Source organism: Streptomyces sp. NPDC033270, from assembly GCF_055576575.1.
On record NZ_JBVIRA010000030.1, the window covers coordinates 24507 to 49413 of the forward strand.

At 69.2% G+C, this 24907-nt stretch carries 17 protein-coding genes and 2 pseudogenes; 9 read left to right on the top strand and 10 right to left on the bottom strand.

The genetic code is table 11. The features are described from left to right. Positions 1 to 75: 75 nt before the first annotated feature. From ACZ5XZ_RS32460 to ACZ5XZ_RS32490, 7 genes are all read right to left on the bottom strand, one after another. A complete protein-coding gene (locus ACZ5XZ_RS32460; protein ID WP_468984631.1) occupies positions 76 to 3957 on the bottom strand; it encodes an SDR family NAD(P)-dependent oxidoreductase in 3882 nt (1293 codons plus the stop codon). Next, positions 3954 to 7595: a type I polyketide synthase gene (locus tag ACZ5XZ_RS32465; RefSeq protein WP_468984632.1), complete on the bottom strand. Its 3642-nt coding sequence runs from the start codon at positions 7593 to 7595 to the stop codon at positions 3954 to 3956. Before ACZ5XZ_RS32465 ends, ACZ5XZ_RS32460 begins: the two co-directional genes overlap by 4 nt. A gap of 77 nt (positions 7596 to 7672) precedes the next feature. Beyond that, entirely contained in the window at positions 7673 to 8479 is an 807-nt protein-coding gene (locus ACZ5XZ_RS32470) for a GNAT family N-acetyltransferase (protein ID WP_468984634.1), read from the bottom strand. A gap of 499 nt (positions 8480 to 8978) precedes the next feature. Next, on the bottom strand, positions 8979 to 9389 hold the full coding sequence (locus ACZ5XZ_RS32475; protein WP_468984636.1) for a RidA family protein: 411 nt from the start codon (positions 9387 to 9389) through the stop codon (positions 8979 to 8981). Between the two features lie 611 nt (positions 9390 to 10000). Next, a complete protein-coding gene (locus ACZ5XZ_RS32480) occupies positions 10001 to 10129 on the bottom strand; it encodes a hypothetical protein (protein WP_468984638.1) in 129 nt (42 codons plus the stop codon). A gap of 91 nt (positions 10130 to 10220) precedes the next feature. Then, entirely contained in the window at positions 10221 to 11918 is a 1698-nt protein-coding gene (locus tag ACZ5XZ_RS32485) for a DUF885 domain-containing protein (protein ID WP_468984641.1), read from the bottom strand. Positions 11919 to 12312: 394 nt separating this feature from the next. Further along, entirely contained in the window at positions 12313 to 12711 is a 399-nt protein-coding gene (locus tag ACZ5XZ_RS32490; RefSeq protein ID WP_468984643.1) for a hypothetical protein, read from the bottom strand. Between the two features lie 421 nt (positions 12712 to 13132). On the opposite strand from ACZ5XZ_RS32490, the gene ACZ5XZ_RS32495 reads away from it, so the two are divergent. From ACZ5XZ_RS32495 to ACZ5XZ_RS32510, 4 genes and pseudogenes are all read left to right on the top strand, one after another. After that, positions 13133 to 14149: a sensor domain-containing protein gene (locus tag ACZ5XZ_RS32495; RefSeq protein ID WP_468984646.1), complete on the top strand. Its 1017-nt coding sequence runs from the start codon at positions 13133 to 13135 to the stop codon at positions 14147 to 14149. Continuing rightward, on the top strand, positions 14146 to 15918 hold the full coding sequence (locus ACZ5XZ_RS32500; RefSeq protein WP_468984648.1) for a DNA/RNA non-specific endonuclease: 1773 nt from the start codon (positions 14146 to 14148) through the stop codon (positions 15916 to 15918). The genes ACZ5XZ_RS32495 and ACZ5XZ_RS32500 overlap by 4 nt, the downstream gene beginning before the upstream one ends. A gap of 46 nt (positions 15919 to 15964) precedes the next feature. Beyond that, positions 15965 to 17008, top strand: coding sequence for a hypothetical protein (locus tag ACZ5XZ_RS32505; RefSeq protein ID WP_468984650.1), 1044 nt, complete (start codon positions 15965 to 15967; stop codon positions 17006 to 17008). Positions 17009 to 17053: 45 nt separating this feature from the next. Next, positions 17054 to 17203, top strand: a pseudogene (locus tag ACZ5XZ_RS32510) (IS21-like element helper ATPase IstB); the annotation flags it as partial. Between the two features lie 44 nt (positions 17204 to 17247). On the opposite strand, the gene ACZ5XZ_RS32515 reads toward ACZ5XZ_RS32510, so the two are convergent. After that, positions 17248 to 18423 (bottom strand): GNAT family N-acetyltransferase, encoded by a 1176-nt coding sequence (locus ACZ5XZ_RS32515; RefSeq protein WP_468984653.1) that lies wholly within the window; start codon positions 18421 to 18423, stop codon positions 17248 to 17250. Beyond that, complete coding sequence (locus ACZ5XZ_RS32520) at positions 18410 to 18904, bottom strand: type II toxin-antitoxin system RatA family toxin (RefSeq protein WP_468984655.1); 495 nt, start codon at positions 18902 to 18904, stop codon at positions 18410 to 18412. The genes ACZ5XZ_RS32515 and ACZ5XZ_RS32520 overlap by 14 nt, the downstream gene beginning before the upstream one ends. Positions 18905 to 19476: 572 nt before the next feature. Here ACZ5XZ_RS32520 and ACZ5XZ_RS32525 point away from each other — a divergent pair. The 5 genes and pseudogenes from ACZ5XZ_RS32525 (at position 19477) to ACZ5XZ_RS32545 (ending at position 23466) form a co-directional block, all read left to right on the top strand. Further along, complete coding sequence (locus tag ACZ5XZ_RS32525) at positions 19477 to 20499, top strand: SDR family oxidoreductase (protein WP_468984658.1); 1023 nt, start codon at positions 19477 to 19479, stop codon at positions 20497 to 20499. Next, on the top strand, positions 20496 to 21746 hold the full coding sequence (locus ACZ5XZ_RS32530; RefSeq protein WP_468984661.1) for an aspartate aminotransferase family protein: 1251 nt from the start codon (positions 20496 to 20498) through the stop codon (positions 21744 to 21746). Before ACZ5XZ_RS32525 ends, ACZ5XZ_RS32530 begins: the two co-directional genes overlap by 4 nt. Before the next feature lie 191 nt (positions 21747 to 21937). Beyond that, a pseudogene (locus ACZ5XZ_RS32535) lies at positions 21938 to 22132 on the top strand (hypothetical protein); the annotation flags it as partial. 417 nt (positions 22133 to 22549) lie between these two features. Next, positions 22550 to 23071 carry a cupin domain-containing protein gene (locus ACZ5XZ_RS32540; protein WP_468984764.1) on the top strand — a complete coding sequence of 174 codons (522 nt, stop codon included), beginning with the start codon at positions 22550 to 22552 and terminating at the stop codon, positions 23069 to 23071. 11 nt (positions 23072 to 23082) lie between these two features. Further along, complete coding sequence (locus ACZ5XZ_RS32545; RefSeq protein WP_468984766.1) at positions 23083 to 23466, top strand: VOC family protein; 384 nt, start codon at positions 23083 to 23085, stop codon at positions 23464 to 23466. A gap of 424 nt (positions 23467 to 23890) precedes the next feature. Here the strand turns inward: ACZ5XZ_RS32545 and ACZ5XZ_RS32550 are convergent, their stop codons facing one another. Then, the gene (locus ACZ5XZ_RS32550; RefSeq protein ID WP_468984664.1) at positions 23891 to 24385 is read right to left on the bottom strand and encodes a DUF6233 domain-containing protein; all 495 of its coding nucleotides are present in this window, start codon (positions 24383 to 24385) and stop codon (positions 23891 to 23893) included. Positions 24386 to 24907 lie beyond the last annotated feature (522 nt).

Consider the following 24907-nt stretch of genomic DNA (forward strand, 5'->3'; position numbering starts at 1 on the left):
CCGAACGCAGTGGGTGCGTGCGACCGCCAGTGAGTTCCGATGGTTTCGTCACGGCTTCGGTGGTGCGGTTCATGCTCATTCTTTGCTTGCTGGTTCCGGTTGTGCTGCGACTGCCGGGCCGTGGAGACCGGTGGGCTGCGGCTCCTGTGAGGGTGCTCCTGAGGGGCTTGTCGGGCGGTGGTTCAGCCGGTGCAGGCAGCGTCGGGCGAGGTCGCTGATCGAGGCGCTGTTCACGATCTCCAGCATGGGGAATTCGCAGCCGAACCTCTGCTGGATGGCGCTCTTGAGCTCCATGCCCATGAGAGAGTCCAGACCCAGTTGTGCCAGGGGCCGGTCGGCCGACAGTCGGTCTGTGGTCGTCTGGAGGATGTTCGCGAGGTTTTCGGTGAGGGCTTCGGTGAGCAGGGAGAGGGCGTCCTCGGGCGTCGCCGTGGCCAGTTGCCGGAGCAGGCTGTCGTCGGTCCGGTGGACGACTTGGTCCGCGGGCAGGACTGTGGAGAAGCGGGCGGCCAAGGCGGCCGGGCTCAGACGCTGTGCCTGGTTCCAGTCGACCTCGGCCAGGACAGTCACATCGCTGCCGTCGGCCAGGAGGGAGCCGAGCGGCTGCAGGAGTTCGGCGGGAGGGACAGGGGGCAGACCGATGCCCCGCAGGTATTCACCCATGTCGTTCCGGGCCACGTGGCCGACCTCGGCGACGGCTCCCCAGCCGACAGCCAGCGCCTGCCGTCCCGCATAGCGGCGGGCCCGGGCCAGGGCCTCCAGAAACACGTTGGCCGCCACGTAGTTGCTCTGGTGCAGGTTGCCGATCAGCCCGGTGACCGAGGAGTGCAGCAGGAACAGTGCGAGGTCACGGTCGCGGGTCAGTTCGTCCAGGACGGCGGCGCCCGCCGCCTTGGGAGCCAGTACCTGCCTGAGGCGTTCGTCGGTCAGCTCCGTCAAGGGCGCGTCGTCAAACACCGCGGCTGCGTGGACGACGCCCCGCAGCGGGTGTTCAGGGGTGTCGACGGCGTCCAGGACGGTGCGCATGGCCGTGGCATCGGAGGCGTCTGCGGCATGGGTGGTGACATGCACGCCGTGCCGGCGCAGCGCGTCGAGGAGCGCGGGCGCTCCGGGCGTGTCCCCACCGCGCCTGCCGGTCAGTGCGAGGCGGCGTGCTCCTTGCCTGGTGAGCCACTGGGCGGTGGCGGCGCCGAAGCCGGCGAGTCCCCCGGTGACGAGGTAGGTCCCCTGAGGATCCAGGGTGACTGGTGTGGGCTCGTACTCCAGGTGCGGCGCAGGGTCCAGGGAGATGACGACTTTGCCGATGTGGCGTGAGTGCTGCAGGGCCTCGAACGCGTCGGTGATCCGATCGGCGGGGTAGACGTGATGCAGGATGGGCCGGTAGACGCCGTCGCGTACCCGCTCGGTGATTTCGGGCCCTTCGACGCTCGCGATCTCCGGGTGGTGGGTGAGCAGTTCGTTGACGTCGCCCACTGCTGACAGGGTGAGGTTGTTGAGGAAGGGGCGCAGCAGCAGTCGGCTGTTGCCGTAGAGGTCGCGTTTGCCCAGTTCGATGAAGCGGCCGCCGCTCCTGAGCGTCTCCAGGCCCCGGCTGATGGCTTCGCCGGCCAGGGAGTTGAGGACGACATCGACTCCTTGGCCGCCGGTGAGGTCCTTCACTTGGTGGGCGAAGTCCAGGGAGCGGGAGTCCAGTACGTGCCGGACTCCGAGCAGCCGTAGCAGGTCGCGTTTGGCGGGGGTGCCGGCGGTGGCGATGACCTGGGCGCCTGCGTGTGCCGCGTACTGGAGCGCGGCCAGGCCGACGCCGCCGGCTGCTCCGTGTACCAGGACCGTCTCGCCGGGCGCGAGCCGGGCGAGACGGTGCAGGCCATGATGGACGGTGAGGTACACGGCGGGCAGCGTGGCGGCCCGGCAGAAGTCCATGCCGTCGGGGACATGACCGACCAGGGATGCCTGGATGGTGGCGTGGGAGCGCAGGGTATCGGAGCCGAATCCGAAGACCTTGTCTCCCACCGCGATCCCGTTGACGCGGGAGCCGACCGCGGTGACCACCCCGGCGCATTCGAGGCCGAGGGCGCCGTCCTTGCCGGCCGCCCCGTCCTTGGGGGCGCTGAGCGGGATCATGCCGAGGGACTGCAGGACGTCGCGGTAGTTCAGTGCTGCGGCGCGTACGGAGATGAGCACGTCGTCCGGCCCGGGACGGGGAACGTCGGCGGGCACCCATGCCAGCTGGTAGGCGCGCCCGGGGGTGCGCATCCGCAGCGCGAAGGGGGTTGCCTCCGGGGTCGGTCCGGATGTCGTGTGCGCGGGTCGGGCGTGGATCCGGGGCACGAAGCGACCGGAGGGGGTGAGCAGGATCTCGTCCTCGGCGGTGGGGTCGGCGAGTTCCACGGCCAGCCGGGCGGCGTCCGTCTCGGGCCGGTCTCCGCTATCCAGTGAGATGCGGCGGACGGACAGTTGAGGGTGTTCAGCGGCGAGGCAGCGTCCCACGCCCCAAACCGTCGCGGTCTCGGGGGCCAGGGGGCGTTCGGGGGCCGGCAGCGCCCCGGTCGGGGGTGTGACCAGCCACAGGTCGACATCGTTGCGTCGCGAGGCGGACGTGACCAGGGCTCTGAGCGTCGCGAGGCGGCGCACGGTACGGTCCATGTCCAGGTCCGGGCAGGCGTCGGTGTCCTGGCCGAGCAGCAGGACGACTCCGGTCTCCCCGGGCCGTTTGTCGAGCAGGGTCGACCAGTCGGCGGGTTCGGTGCTCAGTGCGGCGCGGCACACGTCCGGGCCGTCCTTCGTGCGGAGCTGTCGGACGAGCGCGTCGGCGAGCAGGTCGTGCTGCGGCTCCGCGGCGACGAGCCAGGCGCGCGTCTTTGCGGTGGACGCGGCCGGAACCGTGGCGCTTGCGGGTTCGGTGCGGTGCGGTCGCCGGGCGAGGAGGACGGAGGCGTCGTGTTCGCTCTGGCCCAGCACGACCGCGTCGTCATAGCCGGCGTGTGCCAGGACCTTTGTCCACGCGTCGGCGGACAGCAGTGGCCCGTCAGGCCGCAGACCGGTGTCGTCCTGCTGCCAGAAGCCGGGGAGGAGACCGAAGAGCAGTGCCGAGGCGGCCGGGTCGTGGTTCTCGGTGGCGAGGAGGTGGCCGCCGTCCGAGAGGAGCCGGCCGATGTGGCCGAGTGTGCGCTGCACGTCCCCTGCCGTGTGCAGCGCGTGGCCGGCGACCACGATGTCGAATCCTGCCTCGGGCAGCCCCTGCGTCACGGGGTCCTGGTCGAGGTCCAGCGTCCGGTAGCTGACGAAGTCATGGGCGCGGAAGCGCCGTTGGGCCCGGGGGAAACAGCTTTCGGAGACGTCGGTGTACACGTAGTGGGTTCGCTCGGGCGGCAGTACGGGCAGCAGGAGCCCGGTGGTGCCGCCGCTTCCCGCGCCGACCTCCAGAATGCGCAGGGGCCGGTCGGCGGGCCAGGCGCTGACAAGGGTCTCCAGGGCCGTGCGGGCTGCTCGGGCGCTGAACCAGGACATGCCGCCCCCGGTGTACATCTCCTCCAGCAGGGGCCGGTTGGTCTCGGTGAGCAGCACGTCCTCCGGGGCCTGGCGGCCTCGCAGCACGTCGGGCAGTTGCGCGCCGCAGGAGCCGAGCAAGGTGAGCTCGACGGCGAGGCTCGGATGCCGGCCGGCGAGTTCGCGGAAGCGCTCCTGCGGGACGGCAGGGCGTACGATCCGCCACTCGTGGGCGTCGGAGGCGACGAGCCCGTGGGATTGCGCCGTCTTCAACAGCAGGCCGAGCAGCTTCGCGTGCCCGTCCGGTACACCCGCCTCGATCAGATCGGCCACCGTGAAGCCGTTGGTGCCCGCGTCGGGCAGTACGTTCGCGATCGCCGCCGTACCGAAGTGCGCTGCGAGTTCTCGTGCCACGTCGAAGGCATGGGCGCGGTCGCTGCGGCGTAGGGACGAGCGCAGTTCGTTCACGCCGGGTCCGCACGCGCGCGCGACCTTGTGGGGGCTGGGCAGCGGGCTGGGCCTGGACCGTGGCCGGGGCGGCAGGCCGCGCGCATCACGGTGACGTGGTGGGCGCCGGCGGTTTTGGGCTTGTCGATCCGCCGCAGTCGGACACCTTCCAGGAGCAGACAGACCTGCCCGTCGGTGTCGAGGACGGTGAGGTCCAGGAGCGACTCACGTGCGGACCGGGCCCGGAGTCGAGCGTGGAAGAGGCCGGCGGCAGGCAGCGGTTGCCATGCACGGACCCGGTCGACGGACGCGGGGAGATGCGGAACCCCCTGCACGGCCAGGTCCTCCAGCAGGACAAGGCCGGTCTGAACGGCTCCGTCCAGCAGAGCGGGGTGTGCCTCGTAGCCGGACAGATCGGCCTCGGTGGTGTAGCGGGTCAGGGCCTGGTCCTCGCCGATCAGGAGATCTTCGCTCAGCACCAGGAAGTCCGGGCCGTACCGGACGCCCGCCCGCTCGATCCCGCGGTAGAACTCCTGCGGCGTCCGGCGCTCGGTCAGTCCGTCCGCGAGACCGTCGACGTCGATGCGTTCGGGCCGGGGTTCGAGCAGTCTCCGGGCCCGTCCCCGGGCATGCTCCTGCCAGGCATCGGTGCCTTCGCCGCAGCTGGCGATCCGGGCCAGACCGTCGTCTGTCGACAGCGTGGTCTGGATGTGGACCTGCCGGGCGTCGTCGAACGGCAGGACGAGCGCTCGGGGAATGATGAGATCGGTGACCTCCACGGCGGTGTTCCATGCCCGCCGGCCGGCGGCCAGCACCATCTCCGTGAAGCCTGTTGCGGGCATGAGCACGGCGTCGGCGATCTTGTGGCCGGCCAGCCAGGGAGCGCGTGCGGGGTCGAAGGCGCCATGCCAGGTGGGCTCGGCCACGGCCGCGCGTTCGCCCAGCAGAGGGTGGTCGACGGTGCCGTCACCACAGCCGCGCACCCACACACCGGGGCTGCCGTTCCAGTGGGACTCGCGCTCCCAGGGGTAGGCGGGCAGATCCACCACGCGACCGGGCCGGGAAAGGAACGCGTCCGTAACACCTTGGGCCCCCGCCGCCACCAGATGACTGACCGCGGTGCGCACCGCCACCGGCCCAGGAAGGTCACGGCTGACGGTGGGCACGACGGCGACCGGGGAGGAGAGCCCTTGAGCGCGCGTCGACCGCCGCAGGTAGCCGCTCAGCACCGGATGCGGTCCGACCTCGAGGAAGATGTCGCAGCCCAGTTCGCGCAGTTGGCCAACCGCCGACGCGAACAGCACCGGGTGGCGCAGATTACGCCACCAGTACGCCCCATCCATCTCGGGACCGGCCAGCACGGTCCCCGTGGTGGCCGACGCGTACGGCGTGTGCGCGCGGTGGGTCTTCAGGCCGGCCAGTGCTGCCAGCAGGTCGTCCTCCAAGCCGTCCATGGCATGGCTGTGGAAGGCGTACCCCAGGCCCAGGTCCTGGAAGAAGACGTCCTGTCGCCGAAGGTCCCGGCCCAGTGCCGCCAGGGCCGCCTTGTCCCCGCTGACCGTCACGTCCCGCGCGGTATTGACCCCGGCGATCTCCAGCCGCCCGGCATACGGCTCCAGCAGCAGCCGGGCGGACTCCTCGTCCGCGCCGACCGCCGCCATGCCCCATTCCCCGGCCGTGGACGCCTGCGCCCGGGAGCGTGCCACGACCACCTGCGCCGCGGCGTCCAGTTCGAGCACACCGGCGGCCCACGCGGCGGCCATCTCACCGGAGCTGTGCCCGACCACCCCGGCCGGCCGGACACCGAAGCCCCTGAGCATCGCGACGACCCCGACCTGCACGGCGAACAGCAGCGGCTGGGCGACATCGGTGGTGTCCGGCCGCCGGGACCCGGCGTCGGTGGTCAGTTCCTCCAGCACCGACCAACCAAGGAGCGGGCGCAGCGCCTCGTCCGCATCGGCCACCGCTTCCCGGAAGACCGGCTCGGCCGCCAGCAGGTCCGCCCCCATCCCGGCCCACTGCGACCCGTTGCCGGAGAACGCCAGCGCGACCTGACCCCGCTCAGCAGCGGCCGCCAGAGCGCCCGCGACATGCTGCTCCCCGGCTGCCAACCGACGCAGGATGGCGGCCGCTTCGACAGGGTTGTCCGCCAGCGCCGCTGCCCGGTGTTCGTGGTGGCCGCGCCGGCGGGACGCGGTGTACGCCAGGTCGTAGTAGTCCTGTTCCGCGCAGGTGTCGAGTCGCTCGGCCATGCGGCGGGCCGCCGTGACAGCCGCCTCGGGGGTACGGGCTGACACCACGACCGGCAGCGGACCTGTTACCTCGCGATGTGCGGCTTGCGGGCGTTCGGGGCCGGCGGCGAGGACGACATGGGCGTTCGCGCCGCCAAAACCGAAGGAGTTCACACCGGCCACGGGCTGTCCGCCCGGCGGCTGGTCCAGGGGACGGGTTTCAGTGACGGGGGCGATCCGCAGGCCGTCGAAGTCGATCTGCGGGTTCAGCGGGAGGGCATGGAGGTTCGCGGGCACCCGCTTGTGCCGAAGGACGAGCATGGCCTTGAACATCCCGGCCATGCCGGACGCCGGTTCCAGATGGCCCAGGTGGCTCTTGACCGACCCCACCGGGAGCACCCGGCCCGGTGTCCGCCTCATGCCGAGGGCCTGTCCGACGGCACGGCACTCCGTGGGGTCTCCGGTCGGCGTGCCGGTGCCGTGCATCTCCAGATACGCGACCGCGTCGGCCTCGACGCCCACCGCCTCGTACACCTCGCGTAACAGTTCCGCCTGAGCGTCTGGGCTGGGCTGAGCCAGTCCCGGTGTGCGTCCATCAGTGTTGACGGCACTGCCGAGAATGACCGCGTGCACGCGGTCGCCGTCCGCCAGCGCGCGGGACAGCGGTTTGAGGACCGCGAGACCGCCCCCCTCGGCGCGTACATAGCCGTCCGCCGCCGCGGCGAAGGTACGGCAGCGCCCGGTGGGGGAAAGCATCGACGCCTTGGCGAACCCCAGGAACTCGAAGGGGCTCAGCAGGACGTGGACACCGCCCGCCAGCGCCATCCCACAGCGCCCGGTGCGCACCGCCTCGCAGGCGTGGTGCAGCGCGACCAGCGCGGACGAGCAGGCGGTGTCCACAGCGAGGCTGGGCCCATGGAGGTCCAGGAAGTACGAGACCCGGTTGGCGACGTTCGACAGGGCGCCACCCGTCATCGTGTAGGGATCGGTCGACATCGCCTGCAGCCCTTGCATCACCCCGAAGGACGGGCTGGAGACGCCCGCGTACACCGCCGTGTCGGACCCGGCGAGCGACGCGGCGGCGATACCGGCGTCATCCAGCGCCTCCACCGCCATTTCCAGGAAGAGCCGCTGCTGCGGATCCAGACGCCCGGCCTCACGCGGCGACATCCCGAAGTACCCGGCGTCAAAACCATGGATGTCGTCCAGGAACCCACCGGCGACGGTGTACGTCTTCCCCGGGCGCCACGGAGTGGGATCGAGCCAGCGGGCCGGGTCGAACCGGTCCGGCTGTACCTCACCGACCAGATCTCGCCCCTCGACGAGCGCGGACCACAGCCCGTCCAACGTGCTGATCCCGCCTGGCAGACGGCAGGAGGCGCCCACCACGGCGATCGGGTCGGAGAGATCGGGCGGAGGCAGCGTCATGGACAGTCCTTGTATGTTGGGCGTGATCGGCCAGTGACGACGTTCGGTGTCACAGATGTGGTGTCACAGCGTCGGTCTCACAGAAAGGTGAGGCCGGGGAGGTCACGAAGCTGCGTCGGATCGGCACGGTGCATCGACATCAATACGTACAAGAAGGCTGTGTCGGATCTGGGGCTGTAGCTGGGCTCTCCGCATACCCACGCGCCGAGCGACAGGGCACCGCGCACCAGCGGCGGAATCAGACTCGGGTCCGGCGGCGCGGTGACGTCCGTCCGGCGCAGGGGTGTCCGTGGACTGACCCGGTACTCCTCGGGAGACAGATGCCGCGATGCGACCATCTGCCATACCGCCGAGGCCAGTTCGCCGCGTCCGCCGAGCGGCACCCGGCAGTTCCCACCAACCCACCCGAGCCCGGCTCGGAGGGCGTAGTGGGCGACGCCGAGTGTCATCAACGGGACGAGGGTGCCACCGCGGTGAGCGGGATGGATACAGGCTCTGCTGATTTCCAGGAGATCGCCGTGGAGTCGTGCGTGTGCCGTCAGGTCGAAGTTCTCCTCGGCGACGAGACACCCAGCAGTTCCCGCCCCCTTGGGCGGCAGCAACCGACAGGTGCCGACCAGGGATCCTGTGGCTGCTTCGTGGGCGAGCAAGTGGTCGCAGTGCTCGTCGAACCCGTCGATGTCGTGGCCGGCCAACGGTGTGCTGAGCCGGGCTCCCAATTCCTCCACGAATACGCGGTAGCGAAGCCTCTGAGCAGCCTGGACGTCACGTTCGAGCCGTGCCAGCGAAAGCGTGTAGCCAGAGCGCGGTCCGGCCGAAGAAGGGATTCCGGCAAGCTCAGGCGAGTCCACGGCGAACGTCCCTTTCAAGAGCCCGTCTCTCATGTGCGGACCACCTGGGTGAGGACGGCACCGGCAGCCAGGGGCGACGCCAACCGTTACATGCGGCAGCGCGACATGACGGGAGATCCACCGCACTGCTACGGGAGAAGGCCCGTTCGGCGGACACACGGAGCCGACATGCATCACGTCCGGCAATTCGTGCGGCCGGAAGCTCCCTCCTCGGGGACCCGCTCGATTCGGGCGGCGAGAACTGCCTCACCCACATCGGTGCAGCCTTGCAGCGTGACGACCCAGTGCGGCTGGGCGCGCCCTGAATTTTGACGTGCCCGGCCTCAGCCGCTCATTGAGCACGAACAACTCGTCGCCCAAATGTTCGACCAGCTTCCGGCCGGCAATTGAGCGAGCCCCCTGCTACGACAAGCGCGGGTACGTCTATCTAGGCACCGTCACCGCCGCCACCCTCCTCATTTGGCTCCGGTCATGATCGGAGCCAGAACATGTGCGGGCCGGTCGGTCACCGTGGCAGGGATGTTCCTTCGGCTCAAGAATCGAGCACAGCGGCGATGGCTTCGATCTCTACGAGCTGGTCGTCGTAGCCGAGCACGGTGACACCCATCAACGTGCTGGGCACGTCATGGTCGCCGAACGTGTTCCGGACCACCTCCCACGCCGTCACCAGGTCCTCCCGCCGGTGGGAGGCAACGAGAACGCGAGTGCTGATGACATCGTGCAGTGACGCGCCGGACTCTGCCAGAGCGGTCCGCATGTTCTCCACAGCCTTGGCCGCCTGCCCCGCGACGTCTCCGATCGCCGCAGTGGAGCCGTCCTCATTCAGCGGGCAGGCTCCGGCGAGGAAGATCAGCCGCGACTCGGCTGGAGCCGTGGCCGCGTAGGCGTACTCAGCGACATCGGACAGAGACGCAGAGCGAATCAACGTGACGGCACTCGGCACGGGCTTCCTTTCGCAGTAGATCCGGGGCACTCACGACCTTCTCAAAGATTTACTCCGCGTTCGACGCAATTCTCTGGCCGTCGACTCCCGCGATGGCCGCTGCCGCCGGCCGCCGAATGGATCTGCGCGGTCAACCCGTCAACACCCGCCACATGCTGATCCCGTACCCAAACCCGACGAATCGCGTGATCGAAGAGACACGACCTAGTTTCGTCCTCGATCAGCCCGTAAGGCGGACGGCCCTCGTTGCGGCCGTAACGGACCACCACACCGTCGCTCACACCCTCAACACCCCCTGGCGCGGCTGCGCCCTCGCCGGCGCCCCGGCCCGGGCGTGTGCCATGGCCGGGGCGGTGGTCGCGTCGCGGGGGCACCCCGACGCAATGGCCGACGGCCCGCTCGTCGCCATTCGGTAGCGGCGAACCGGTCGACCGCTGAGGACGTCATGTCGTAGCAGATGATCCGGCGGCCGCCCAGGCACAGGCAGTTGGCTGCCTGTCGGTACAGGGACTCATCCTGGGTGACGTCAATCATCCGCATGCCTGCGTCCCGCAACGCGTCAAGGATCTTCACCTTCTGTGTGCCGGTTTCGGTGAGACGGATGGCGGAGATCAGGCTTTGCGGGTGGTGAGGTGCTTGATGGCGCCGGCTTCCACCGGGTCGTGGACGACGACCGCCGACGGAGCGGTAGCGAACTCGGCGATGCCGATCGGTGAGGCTTGGTCGCGTACGTGGGTCACGGGACTCCCTACGGGTTGCGGTCCGAGTTCGATCTGTCACGCGAGCTCGCCCGTCCGTGACACACCGCAATCGGCGCCGTCCCCAGCCCTGTTACAACGATGCGAGGTTGTCGGCCAGGTCGGCGAGGCCGAGCGAGCCCTGGGTGAGCGCCTTCGTATGCCAGGTCCGCAGGTCGAAGCTGGTGCCGAGGCGGCGGCGGGAGGCGTCGCGGCCCTGGAGCCAGGCGCGCTCTCCCAACTTGTAGCCGATAGCCTGGCCGGGCCAGCCCAGGTAGCGGTCGATCTCGCTGGTGCGGCGGGCGGTGTCGCTTCCGTGATGGGCGGCCATGAACGCGGTGGCGAGGTCCGGGGTCCAGCGTTCGCCGGGGTGGAAGCCGGAGCCGGCGGGAATGGCGAGTTCCAGATGCATGCCGATGTCGACGATCACGCGGATGATCCGGAGCATCTGCTTGTCCAGGTAGCCGAGGCGGCGGGCGGGTTCGGTGAGGAAGCCCAGTTCGTCCATCAGGCGCTCGGCGCACAGGGCCCAGCCCTCCTTGTCGGCGTTGACCGCACCTAGGGTGATCTGGTAGCGGCTGAGGCGGTCGACGGCGGCGATCCATCGGGCAGTCTGCAAGTGGTGCCCCGGGACGCCCTCGTGGTACCAGGTGCTGACGATCTCCCAAGTGGGGAAGGTCTGCTGGCCCAGAGTGGGCAGGTAGGTGCGTCCGGGGCGGCTGAAGTCGAGGCTGGGGCCGGTGTAGTAGGGAGCGCCCGAGCTGCCCGGGGGCGCGATCCTCGACTCGACCCGGCGGAGCGGGCCGGAGATGTCGAAGTGGGTGCCGTCGAGGGCGTCGATCGCCTCGTCCATGATCTGCTGGAGCCAGGCGCGGATGTTCTCCTCACCCACGATGGCGTGACCGTGCCGGTTCAGGTGGTCCATGGTCTCCCGGACCGTGGCGCCCGGGAGGATCCGCCCGGCCTCGGCCTGCATCTCGGCGACCGTGCGGTGGAACTCCTCCCAGGCCCAGGCGTACGCCTCGGCCGGTTCCAGATCAGTGCCGTTGGCCCAGCGGGCCGAGCGCAGGTAGCGTTCGCGGCCGACGGCGTCCCGGGTGCCGTGCGCGGCGGGCAGGTAGGTGCCGCGCAGCCAGTCGCGGAAGCCGGCCACCGCGGTCGTCGCCCGGTCGGCGGCGGTGTCCAGCTCGGGCCTGAGCCGAACCGGACCGGCAGCGACGAACTCGGCGAACCAGCTTGCGCAGCCGACGTCCTGGCCGGTCCAGGCGTCGAGCTGCCCGATGACGGCACGGGCCTGGCGGGGCGCGCACAGCAGCCCGCGGGCGACACCCTCGGCCAGGGTCGCCCGGTAGCCGTCCAGCGCGCCCGGCAGATTGCGCAGCCGCCCGGCGACGGCCGCCCAGTTCTCGTCGGTGTCGGTGGGCATCAGGGTGAAGATGCTCCGCACCTTGTGCAGGGGCGAGCTGACGTTGCGCAACTCGCGGAAATGGTCACCCTCCTCGTGCAGGGCGAGTTCCGCGGTCAGCCGTTCCCGCAGCAGGCGGGCGCAGTTCCGCTCGGCGTCCTCCCACACCACGCCGTCCTTCTCAGCGTTCCGCTCGGTGGCGTCGAGCGCGGAGAGCGTTCGCCGGGCGAGTTCGGCGAACGCCTCGAAGCCCTCCGGCGACAGATCCGGCTGCCGGTCGTCCTCGGGGTGCAGGCCGAGTCGGGTCGAGGTCAGGGGGTCGAGGGCGGCCACCTGCTCGACGTGGTCGTCGGCGATCCGGCGCGGAGTGCTCGGCTTCTCGGGCATGTTCACCATGCTGGCGTACCGCCGCCGACGGCGTCAGCGGGCCGCCGTCGGCTTTCGGCCGCCTGGCACGCCACCGCACAGCCACGATGGCCGCCGCTGCGACGCACGGGCGTGGTGGTGCAGCCACCCTTCATGCGGCAGCCCATCGCAATCCGGCACTTCGCACGCCCACCGACGTGCCGACACCTCATCGGCACGCACCAGAGCGGCAACCTCGGCCCGCAGCCAGCTGGTCCAGGCTCATCACGCCCAGATCAGCCAGGCCCTCGATCGCCCGCCGCTCGCCCAACCGCCACTCACTGCGCGCCCCCCGCCCCCCCCCGGTAAGACGCCGCTCCAATTCACACAACGCAGCAGATCCATGCGGCTCCTGCGGTCCTCGTCACTCAGTGACTCAGTGACTCAGTGACTCAAGATCAGCGTCCTCCGGCTCGTCGTGCCCGACGCCACCAGCCGGTTCCTCACCAGCCGAACGACGCTCGATCTCCGCAGCCACCTGGAAGTACCGCAGCAGCTCCGACGGAGTCAGCTCACGCGGGTCCAGCCCCTGAAGCCCAGCGACCGCCTTACCCAAGATCGCCTGCGCCAACGTCGCCTGCCGACGGGCGACATCACGCCACGCCTGCTGCTGATCAGCCGGGAACAGACGACCCTGCTCCCGTCGTACGCACTCGTCCGCATCACCGCGGTAAGCAGCGAACGCCTCAAACGCCTGGGGAGATTCGCGTGCCTGCCGCTCCCGCACGTCAACGGCGCCCCGGTGAACCACCGGACAGCCTTCCTTCTTCCCCATGCGCCGCATACCAGCCACATATGGCACTCAGCCTAGCCACCACACGGAAGACACGCAGTCGCCGCCAGCCCCACAGCTCCATGCTGTCGTTGACGACGGTAGTGACCGAACCAGGCCGCGATCACCTGCGCAAGCGCGGCATCGCATCCCGCTATGAGAAGACCGCCACCATCTGCCCGGCCGGGCTCCACATCGCAGGCATCTTCTTGTGCTCAGCCCGCTGATCCAAACGAAACGCCCTAGGCGGACCCGGATCACGTGCGCGGCGCGCATTCATCGCCCAAATGCCCAGTACATAGCTGGGAGTTGACGGCTTTGACGAATGCTCAGGATGTCCTCAAATCGAACGGGTGGGCCTTGCTCTTGCGCACCGAATGAGTGACTCTACGTGCGACTTCTCGTACAGAGTGCGATCTGAGCCATGGGGGAGATCAGGGTGGCTGACGAAACCGACTTCATCATCCAGCCGGCCAAGGATCCGGGCACCGGTGGGCAGACCGGCGCGCCACCGCCCGCAGCCGGTGTGCCACCGCGTCCGGTCGGGCCGCCGCCTGGGCCTGCCGGGCCGCCGTCTGGGCCTGCCGGGCCACCGCCAGGCGTTGCCGGGCCCGGGGCCGGTTCCGGAGCATCGGGGCCGGGCGGGCTGCTTCGGGCGCTGCAGCCGAAGCGCCGGTCGCCGGGATCCGGTACGGCCTCCCTGCCTCAGCAAGCAGGTACGCAGCCGCGGCCGGACGCTTCACGGGGTGAAGGCAGGCGCGGCCTCGCCGGGCTGCGCCGCCACTGGCCGCTGCTCGTTGCTGCGGTCGTGCCCTGCCTGATTCTGGCCGGCATCGGATGGTGGCTATGGCCGGAGCAGCCGCCCGTCGGGCCGCCGCACATCGCAGCGGGCACCGTCCAAGCAGACCTCCTCAGCCCTGACAGCGTCAGCCGGGTGGCAGGGACGACGCTGGTCGCCGGCGCCCAGTCGGACCGGCCCGGCGCCGCGCTCAAGGTGTCGCCGTCGGCCTGCGCCGTCGCGGCGGGTCCGACGACCCAGTCGGTATACGGGGATGGCTGGAACGCGTTCCTGTCGGCTACCTATCGGGACTCCGCTGCCACCGGCTCCTACACCGTGAACCAGGTGATCGGTGTGTACCCGGACAGCAAGGAAGCCGGCGCCGCCTTCTCGACCCTCACCAAGGGCCTGTCCAAGTGCCCGTCCTCGACGCGTACCGACCAGGCCGGCCGTACCTCGAAGTGGACGTACAAGGCGAACCCCGCCACGGAGGTCGCCGTGGCGTGGACGGCGGCTCAGGACGCCGGCGCGAACTGGTCCTGCGCCCACCAGGCCCGGGTGAACGGCACGAGCCTGATCCAGGTCTCGGTGTGCCAGGCCGGTGACGGCCAGGCGACCGCCTCGAAGCTCACCGACAACCTCGCCAAGAAGGTGAGCCGATGACCGCGAACCCGCTCAAGCCTTCTGCTCGCCGCCGGGGCATACTGCGGCGCTTCCTCTTACTGGTGCTGGTGGCGCTCCTGCCGGTCGTCGGCACAGCAGCCCCGGCCACCGCAGCCATGGCGCCGACGGGCACCGTCGCACCACTCGTTCCCTCCGGGGACGTCTCGGCCGCTTCGGCGACTCTCGTACGGGAAGTCGAGGAATTCAACCGTCGCGAGGCGGAGTTCGCGGTGCAGGCGAAGGCGGTGGTCGCCGAGGCGGAGCGGCTCACCAAGAAGGCCGAGGCCCTGCGCGCCGCCACGTCGAGGCTCAACTCCAAGAGCACTTCCGTGAACCAGAAGGCCAGCAACTTCACCTCACGCTCGGCGTCCCTGAGTGCGAAGGTCAGGGCACACAACAGCAAGCCGCACACCTTCCGGTTGCCCGCGCAGGCCGCCGCGGCCGCCGCCTACGATGCCGAGGCGAGCCAGCTGAGAGCCGAGCAGGCCCAGCTGCGGAGCATGCAGAGCAGCCTGCAGAGCGAGCAGAGCCAGCTCAGGCAGGAACAGTCCACACTCAGCTCCCAGAAGTCCGAGCTCACCGCCGCCACCTCGGCGCACGACGCGAAGGCCGCCGCACTCCGGAGCAAGGAACAGCAACTACAGGCCCTGGGACAGCGGTTGCTCCAGGAGATGGCCCAGGCCGTGCAGAGTTTCGACGCCAATCCGCCGGACCCGGCGGCGACGATGGACCAGGGCGGCGACGCCGCCAGCCCGCCGCAGTACCGCGACCAGGCGCAGAGCCAGGAAGCCGGCCTCGCCGACACTCCGTCCGGGCAGCCGCAGGCCTCCGCTCTGAAGGCGTACGCCCAGCGGACCGGCACCACCGTGGACATGCACCCGGGTACGGCATATCTGACGCCTGAAGCGATTCGGCAGCTCCCCGCGTCGCAGGCAGCGCAGCTCGGCAGCCCGTCCACCACGTACGACGGTCTGGTCCGCAAGCCCAACGGGCGTTACAAGGCCCTGCGGGTGCAGGCGCCGGGGGCTACCGAAAGCCCGGGACAGAAAGTCTTCGAAAGGGCTTTGACGAAACAGGGTCGGCTCGTCGCCTACAACCAGGAGGTGAAGCTCATCATCGACGAGCTCCAGAATGTTCCGGCATCGGGGGCCTCGGACCCCGGGCCTGGTACACCGCCGCCTCGGCGGAACGGCAAGGCCGCCTGCCTCACCAAGAGGCCGGGCACGGCGAGGACCAGCGGCACCGGGTGGATCTCGAACACCAGCCAGAACATCAAACGTCGCAACCTGACCGTGCCCAGCCGTCCCAGCACTCGGGCCGCCACCGCGGAGGCATGCCTGACGGACCCCCTGGAGAAGGGGACCGAGCCTGGTCGCGCCAACATCACCGGCTGGGGGGACGCTCGGAAGATGTATCCCAATGGCGACCTGGCCCGGTGCCATCTGATTGCCAACGTCCTCGGCGGACTCGGCGCAGGGAAGCAGAACTGGTCGAACCTCGTCCCGTGCTGGCAAATCGGACTGAACATCAAAGGGGTGAGCATGCGGCACTACGAGATGGCGGTCCAGTCGGCGGTGGAGGGACTGCCTAAGAACGCCGCCGTCCATTACGTGGTGACTCCCTTCTACCGGACCGGCGACAGCACCATCCCGGAGGGTGTCACCATGAGCGCCGAGGTTCAGCTGCCCAACGGGGCCTCGTGGCCCGTCTTCAACGAGGTGAGCCTGCTGAACGTCCCCTACGACGGCGGGCCCAACCTGGGGAACTGAGCCCGGTCCGAGGCACGAGAGAGTCCGGTACCACCTGGAGTTCGGCATGACCCGTACCACCCCGCCACGGCCGGCCGACGTCGCTGCCGTCTTCCCACGGCTGGGCCCGTTGGCCCGGACGGCGACCCGGCTGCATCCGCGGCCCGGTTCGCCGTCCCGCCAGGACAGCTCGGTCGGGGGCCCGCTGCTGTGGCCCTCGGCCGAGCCGTGGCCGCACTGCGACGGCACGCACTGGGCGCCGGATGTGCTTCCGGCGACGTCACCGGCGGATGTCAGGCTGCTGCGCGAGATCCGGTCAGCAGCCACGAGCCGGCCCCCGGAGGACCGTTTCTACACTCCAGAGGAACGCGCCGTGGTGGAACGGATCAACGCCGGCCACCCGTGTCCGTCGGGTCCGGTCGCGTTGCTGCCCGTGGCCCAGCTGTACGTCCGTGAGGTGCCTGACCTGCGCCCGCCCGGAGGGGCGGACCTGCTCCAGGTGCTGTGGTGCCCGTTCGACCACCCGGGGGAGATCATGCCCAGAACCGAGCTGTTCTGGCGGTCCGCCGCCGCGGTCGGCGGTGTCCTCACCACGCCTCCGGAGCCCGCCGCGATACAGCACAGAGGCTACCTGCCGGAACCATGCCTGCTCTCCCCCGAGCAAATCACCGAGTACCCGCTGACCGTCGAGCTGGAGCCGGACCTGTGCGAGGAGATCGAGGCATGGAGTGTTCGGCAGAAGGCGGGGGCGCTGCCGGGCAGCGCCTATGAGGGGATGCAGGAGATGTACTACAACAGGGAGTTGGCCGTCTCCCCCGGCTGGAAGGTCGGCGGCTGGGCGCCCTGGAGCTTCACCGATCCCACCACCCAGCACTGCCGTGTCTGCAACAGCCCGATGGAGCCGATGCTGACCATCGCGTCGAGGGAACACAGGACTGGCATCGGCAGCTGGACGCCCCTTGAAGACCAGGCGGCGGCCGCCTCGTCCCCGGATGCCGTCCCCCCGGATCCCACGACCCCGACCCAGGTCACCATCGGCGACGCTTACAACCAGCAGATCTACGCCTGCCCCGCGTCTCCGGAGCACCCGCACACCGCCCTGGTGCAGTAGCCGTCGCCGTACGGTACCGATGGGTTGCCGCACGAGTGCGACAGCCTGGCGCTGGGCACCGAAGGCGCGATGAAGGGCTACCGCGTCGCCGCGAAGCTGGTGAACGAACTGGTCGAGGCCGCCGACGAGAAGCAGCTCAACCAGACCCTCGCCCGCTACGGCCGCGTCGATCTCCTCTGCATCGACAGACTCGGGCGCGGCCCAGTCAGCCAGGTTCCGGCGCATCGGCGAGGCGTGACCTATGTTCCGCCCCGCGACGGCCCGTCCTGACCGCCGCCTCCGGACCGGTTGAGCGCCATCGGGAACAAGTGCCTGAGGATCGTCCTGCACACCGGGTTGCTGTGCGTCACGGCATGTTCGAACGGGACGAGGTGGCACCCCATCTTGCGTTTCGCCTCATAGGCGGTCTGTGTGAGGTTGATGTCGGCCATTCCCATACGGATCGCCTCGTCGATTCCGCGGTAGTAGGTGACCTGGTAGAGGCGCAGTTCCCGCGAACAGTCATAGTCGATGCCGATCCGGATGGCCACCGCGCTCTTCTCTCCGAACAGGCAGACCAGGAACGCCACCATGCGATCCTTCTGCCAGCAGATGACCGCCTTGGCCGAAATCCTCGGGTCGGTGGAGAGCAGGGAAAGGAATTCCGGTGTCCACACGTCCAGTCGGCTCTCCGCATGGTCGAGCACCGCCGCGTAGAGCGGCATCATGGCCGATACGAGATCGTCGAATCGCTCGCGCACCTCCATGGTCACGTCGTCGTGCTCGGAGAACCTCGCCAGATTGCGTCGGGCGGTGCTCCGGTTGTTCCTGGACAGGGTGGAGACGAATTCCTCGAAAGTCGTGGCGTGCAAGGAGACGCGGGCGTCGGGCAGGCCGGGGGCTCGAAAGTATCCGGCTCTTCGCAGTGCCGGGTCCAGCCACTCCAGGTCCGCCTGGGGGAAGTCCTTGAAAATGGTCCACCGAGTGCCCATCGAAGCGGACAGTCGGCGCACCGCTTCGATCAGGAGGTGCGGTGCAGATTCATCGAGTTCGTCCGCGCGCAGGACTCTCCCTTCTCCCAGGAGGTGTCCGCACAGCAGGAGTCTGATACGCAGCGGTCTGCCCATGATGCGGCGCAGCGGCCGCAGGGCTTCTCGGCCCTCTTTTCCCAGTGCGTCTTCGAGAGACAATGCGCGGTGGACGCAGCTCGGCAAGACGGCCCTGATCTGCTGCCCTTGTCTGAGCACGAGGTATCGATAGGCGTCCGGGCCGATTCCGGTCCGTTCCATGGCCTGGAACATCGCGTACTCGTAGATCGGGTCGTCGGGCGGTGCAAGTTTCCGCCACACTTCCGGCGGGATCTCTGAGACGCTGTCGGCTACCTCCACCTGCCAGGGGGCCTGTGAGCCCGCTACCGTGCTTTCAGGGCTGACCACCGCGACCCTCCAAAGGTGCGACTGCCAGGTCCTGGCACTCTGTGACCTCTGCGGTCGGACCGAAAACCCCGTGCATCATCTTGGTCACGGTGTCCGTCATGGCCCGGCCGGCGACGGGCTCCAGGAGGTCTGCCATGCCGGGCACCCCGAGGTCGAAGCGGGCGCCGAAGCGGAGCGCGCTCCCGCCCGGGAGCGGCGCGATTGTCCAGTCGCCGGCCAGGGCGAGCAGGTCGCCGTCGATGAGTTCGAAGTCGATCCGCAGGCGCAGCTCGTCCAGACGGTCCCGCTCCCGCCACTTGAGGACTCCGCCGGCGAAGTCGACTTCCCAGGTGGAGATCCGGTCGCGGTCCGGGCCGTCCTCAAGGGAGACGGAGTGCACCACATCGGAATGCCTCGGAAAGCTGGCGAAATCCGAGAGTGAGTCGAATGCCTTCCTCGGCTGTGCACCGGGAATGTGAAGAGCAACGCGGACCTCGCGCACTGCGCCCCCAATTTTTCCGAGCTATGGATGACGGGAAGGCGTGATTTTCGGCAGTCCAGTACGAGTCAGGGATACCCACGCGAACCGGGTGCAGCGTTCCCACTGGAATTGCGGTCGATGAGTCGGCTTATGTCCTCTTCAGATACGGCGGCGACGCTCCCACGACAGTGGGGACAACGCCAGGTATTGCGTACCGTCATGCTAGGTCCCGAAGAGGTACTTACGCCTGCCGAGGGCTGCGGCCTTCCGCCATCCGGGGACAGTCGCGACGGGCACGGCACGAGGGACGGGGAAGAGTGCCGCTTCCGGATATGGGTGTGCCGGGTGAACACATTCCGAGGGGCGGGCGAGCCTGATGGTGTCTCCGGTGGTGGCCGCTCCGACACCTCTATAGCATGTTCCTCGGTTCCTGACGTAACGGTGCGCTGGGTCCGACAGCTTTCCGGCCGTCTCGACGGGCGGAGGTGAACCGTGGGTATCTCTTCTTTCCAGTGCCCCCCGTGTCCCCCAGTGCCCCCAGCCGGCCGGCTCGTTCTCCCGTGGAGAATTCCCGATGGAAGGACACAACATCCATGTGGCAGCAGACCGAAGTCGGGCGCCGACCACTGAATGTGCTCCTCACCGGCGCGACCGGAGTGGTGGGCAGTGCCCTGCTTCCACACCTCGGCACGCACCACGTCACCTGTCTCCTCCACGAGACCGCGCTGAGTGCGCCGAGGGTGAAGACCGTGCGCGGAGACATCAGACTGCCCCGCCTGGGACTGTCCCGTAGTGAATTCAAGGAATTCTGCGCGGTGATCGATGTGATTGTGCACGCCGCGGCCGACACCAGCTTCGGCGCCGAGCCCACGCTGGCCGAAACCAATGTCGCGGGTACCCAACGGATCGTCGAACTCGCCCGGGAGTCCGAGGCACGACTGGTGTACGTCAGTACCGCGTTCTCCGCTCTGGGCGCCGACGGTGGCTCCTCGACACCGGCCTACGCCAGGACCAAGGCGCAGGCCGAGGAGCTGGTGGGCGCCAGTGGCCTGTCGGCGGTGATCGTCCGGCCCTCGATCATCGTCGGCGACTCCCTCACCGGTCATATCGCCAGGCATCAGGGGTTCCACAAGGTGTGCGGCGCGATGATGGGCGGCCACGTCCCCATCATTCCGCTGGCTCCCACCCGGCTGGTCGACTTCGTGCCTCAGGACGTCGTGGCGCGGCACATCGCCGAGCTCCTCGAAGAGAAGTCCGACAGGACGGAACTGTGGTTGACGGCCGGCTCCCGCGCCCTGCGACTCGGCGAGATCATCAGTGAGATCCACACCGTCGCGGAGGAACTGGGCCGGCCCGTTCCGACCATGCGCTTCGTCGACGAGGATCTGTACGAGCGGCTGATCGTGCCGGTGTTTCTCAAGTCCCTGCCGGAGGATACCCAGAGGATGATCAAGGCCCTCGCCGAGCAGCTGACCCCCTACGTGTCCGTACGCGACCCGTTCCCCAGTGATGTGGCGGAACTACCCGACCAGAAAGAGACGCTGCGCGCCTCCCTGCTGAGGTGGGCGAAGGCGAGCAGACCTCATGCACGCGACGCTTCGGGAGCGGTGCGGTGACCCCCGCGGGCGCCGGCCGGGCGCGGGCGGTCGCGCTGGACCACCTCCGCGACCACGTCAATCGCGGCCACTCCCGGATCGCCTCGCTGCTCGGCCTGCCGCTGGAGGTGCGTTCGGAAGGCGCCCTGGTTTACGACGAGGAGGACAACCCCTATCTCGACTGTGGCGGGTACGGGGTGTTCCTCCTGGGTCACCGCCACCCGGACGTCGTCGACGCCGTCGCGGCACAGTTGGGCAGGCATCCCCTGTCGACTCGCGCCCTGATCGAGCCGAACGTGGCAGCCGCAGCAAGGGCACTGATCTCGGTGGCGCCCGCCGGTCTGCAGTACGTCTTTTTTGCCAACTCTGGTACGGAAGCGGTGGAGTTGACGATAAAGCTCGCCCGGGCGAACGGCTGCCACCGGCTGATCGCCGCGCAAGGCGGCTTCCATGGGAAGACGCTGGGGTCGCTCAGCGCGACCGGCAACGACCGCTACCGGACCGGTCTCGAACCGCTGCTGCCCGATGTGGAGTTCGTTCCGTTCGGTGACGCCGATGCCTTGAAGGCCGCACTGCGCGACGATCCGACACGGGCCTGCGTGCTGCTGGAACCGGTGCAGGCCGAGGGTGGGGTGCGCATTCCCCCCGAGGGCTATCTCCGGCAGGCGCGCGCGCTGTGCGAGGAGTTCCGCGCGCTGCTCGCCATGGACGAGATCCAGTCCGGGCTCGGCCGTCTCGGCGCATGGTGGGGGTGCGACGAGGAAGGGGTGCGCCCCGACATGCTGACGACGGGGAAGGTGCTCAGCGGCGGGGTCGTTCCGGTTGCCGCGACACTGGCTACGCCCGAGGTCTACGAAGTGCTCAATCGGGACCCGTTGTTCCACTCCTCGACCTACGGGGGCAATCCCCTCGCGGCCGTGGCCGCGGCCACCACGATCGAGGTGCTGCGGCGGGATCGCCTGATCGAGCGAACCGGAGAGCTCGGCGGACGGCTTCTGCCACAGATTTCCGATGCGCTCGCCGCCGCCGGCCCGCAGCTCATCCGGGAGGTTCGTGGACGAGGGCTGCTCATCGGGATCGAGTTCACATCCGAGGCGCTGGCCGGGCTGTTCCTGACCCATATGCTCCGCGAGCGGGTGCTGACCTCGTACACGCTGAACGCCAGCAGGGTGATCCGGCTGACCCCGCCGGCGATCCTGGAATCCGACCACATCGACTGGCTGCTGCGTGCCCTGAAGCGGTCCGCCGTGGCGCTGACCGGCGCCTGAAACCCAGGCGTCGGGCGGCGTCCGGCGGGTCAGCCGTTCAGCCGGGCCCGGATGGCCGAGGCGAGTCCGGTGACGCCGGCCTCTTTCAGCACGCTGTAGTGATCGGTGTCGAGGTCCATCACGGTCGAGGGGCGTGGCGGGGTAGACGGACCAGGTGTCGATGAACGAGGAGTCGTCACCGGTGGCCCCGAAGCCGGGGCGACCGCCCCACCTGCCACGACACCGACCTCTACAAGGAGCGGAACCGTCGAGCGCCTGATCAACAAGCTGAAAGCATGGCGGGCATCGCGACTCGATACGACAAGACGCCTGAGAGCTACCTCGTCGGCCTCCACCTACGAGCCTCGATGATCTGGATCAACGACCTCCTCAACGCAGCTGGCTGATCACCACGTCACACAGGCCCTAACTCCGCCCAGCATCTCGGGCCGAGCCACCTCGTGAGCGCAGCCCGAGGCGTTGGACGGGTGGGCGATCCATGCCGGCTCGGACGACTCGCCGATCGACCGACTGCGGGACCGGCACCTTCCCACGGCACCGCCAGCAGGACATCGGCTTCCCCTGCGGCGACCCAGACGGCGGCGGAGATCATCGTCGCTTCGGGTTCGTACCCGTTGGCCCAGGCGGAGCCCGATGGATTTCGTCTGGTGCGCAAGCTCTGGCGCCGCATCACTGCGTCGAGTTGGCCCTGATGCTTCGGTGATGTCTTGGACCGGTTCGGTTGTGGAGTTGACCATTGACCCACGGAATCAGCACTGAATTGACCCAGGCAGCAGGTCACACTAGACCGTAGAGTCGTGATCATGACGGAGAAGACATCCACCGGATCCACGACCGCGGCCCCTTTTCAGGCCGTGCTGACCCGCCGTGCGGACGCCGAGACCTGCGCTGACCCGAGCAGCGTGATGACCCTGCTGGGCGAGTCACACGGCACCGGAAGCGGCTTCACGAGCTACCGGTCAACCTTCGCCAAGGGAGCGGTGGGGGCACCAGCCCATTTCCACACCAAGGCGACGGAGCTGTTCTTCGTGATCAGCGGATCCCTGCGGGTGCTGGTGGGCGAGAAGGTCACCATCCTGAACGCGGGTGACTTCCTGGCGGTGCCGCCGCACACCCCGCACGCCTTCGCCGCGGCGCCCGGCGCCGAGGCAGACGTCCTGTTCGTGTTCACCCCGGGCATGGATCGGTTCGACTACCTGCGTCTGCTCGGCCGGGTGATGCGCGGTGAGGCCGACCCTGAAGAGATCGCCGAGTCCGCGGAACGTTTCGACAACCATTACGTAGACAGCCCTGTATGGCGTGCCGCCCTGGAGGGCTCAGCGTGATCGACTCCAAGATGCACATCCGAGTAGCCCGGCCCTCTCGGGACCTCGGTGCCGCGGAACGCTTCTACGTGGACGGCCTCGGGCTCGACGTGTTGTGGCGGACCGCCGAGCGGATCCCAGGCGAGCACGATCTGCTGATGGTCGGCCCTCCTGGCGGGGCTTGGCATTTCGAGCTCACCCACAACCCCGAGGACCCGCTGGAGCCGACCCCGACCGTGGACGACCTGTTCGTGGTCTATCTGGGCACACCCATAGACGAGGCCCTGGTCGACCGCGTGGTAGCCGCCGGCGGAACCCGGGTTCCCGCGCACAACCCGTACTGGGACGAGCACGGAGCAACGGTTGCCGATCCGGACGGCTACCGCCTCGTGTTGTGCTCACGCACCTGGGAGTAGACACGGTCCGGCGCGCTACGGCCGAAGCCAGAGACACATGGCGGCGACGGCCACAGTGCCGCGGAAGGCATACGCCCTCTTGCCGCACCGTGTGGCAACGGTGCGAAAGCTCTTGAGCGCGTTGACGGTTCGCTCCAATTCGTTACTGCGCAGGTGGACCTACCGGTCGAAGCCGCCGTGGGGCCGAGCACGCAGGAACCCGGCAGCCCACGGGACAGCCCTTAGGGAAAACGGTCAGGCGGACCGCCCGCCAACCGACCGCCGACCGACCGCCACCGGGCCAGCAGGCGAAGGCGAAGGAGCCGGGGCTTGCCGGATGCGGCGCTGCCGGAAGCCGGTCTGCTGTTGCAGGCTTCCTGGGCGCGGCGGTATTCGTCGGCCTCTCGGACGAGCTTGTGATGGCGGAACAGGTGTATGTGGAACCTCATGCCGCTGATGCTGTGACCTGCCCCAGGGTGAAGGTCAACGCCGGGCGCGGCTCGGCGCCGATGCCGCAGGACCGTTCCGAGTGGCACACCGGGCACGGCACCGTGACGATGTCCCGCCCGGCCAGCGCCGCGAGCGCCTCCTGATCCTTCACCATCCCGCCCGTCGCCGCTGCCTGCGCGCAGTCGGGGCGGTGAAGGTAGGCGTCGCCCCAACCGTCCTGACGTGGGGGCGGGGACAGCCGCCACCGCTTGCGTTTCTCCGCCGGGGGAAGATCGAGGCTGGCGTAATTCTCCCCCGGCAGGCCCTGGACGACGGGTCGGTGACCGAGGTCCAGCAGTTCACCGTGCAGCCCGAGGCGGTCGGCCATCGGCCGCCGCCGGCCGACACCGTGTCCAGCCCGGCGGCCACGTGATGGCGCCACCCGGTCAGCGAAGCCGCGTACCGGCGCCGTCACCAGCGCCCGGAAGGCGGCCAGGTCACGGCCGGGCAAATCACCTCCGCCCGGGACGCCGTCCACACCGCCGTCCACCGGCGTGTCCACCCCCGGCGCCGTCCCCAACGGTGGCGCCCCTGCCCATCCTGCGGGATTACCGACCGCCCGCGCACCCCAGCCCCATGCCAGCGCTGCATCCTCCGCGAACGTCTCGACCAACTACTCACTGCCCCCGACGGCACGACCCACGCCCAATTCACCGAGCTCCACCGGGCCCTGATGCTCGCCGAACGCCCTGCCTCAGCAATGCAGTGGCTCGCGCGCCCGGGGTTCCATGGTCTTGGCCGACATCGCCCGCGGACAACTGCCGGCCGCTCACCACAGCCACGACCAACAACCCCGCAGCAAGGCCCTTGGCCACCTGCGCGCCGTCCTGGTGGCCACTGGCGGGGGGGGGGGGGGGGGAGGGGGGGGAGGGGGGAGGGGAGGGGGGGGGGGGGGGGGGGGGGGAGGGGGGGGGGGGGGGTGGTCGTCTGAGGGGGGGATTAGGGCGGATGAGTACGGTAGGAGGGGGGGGAC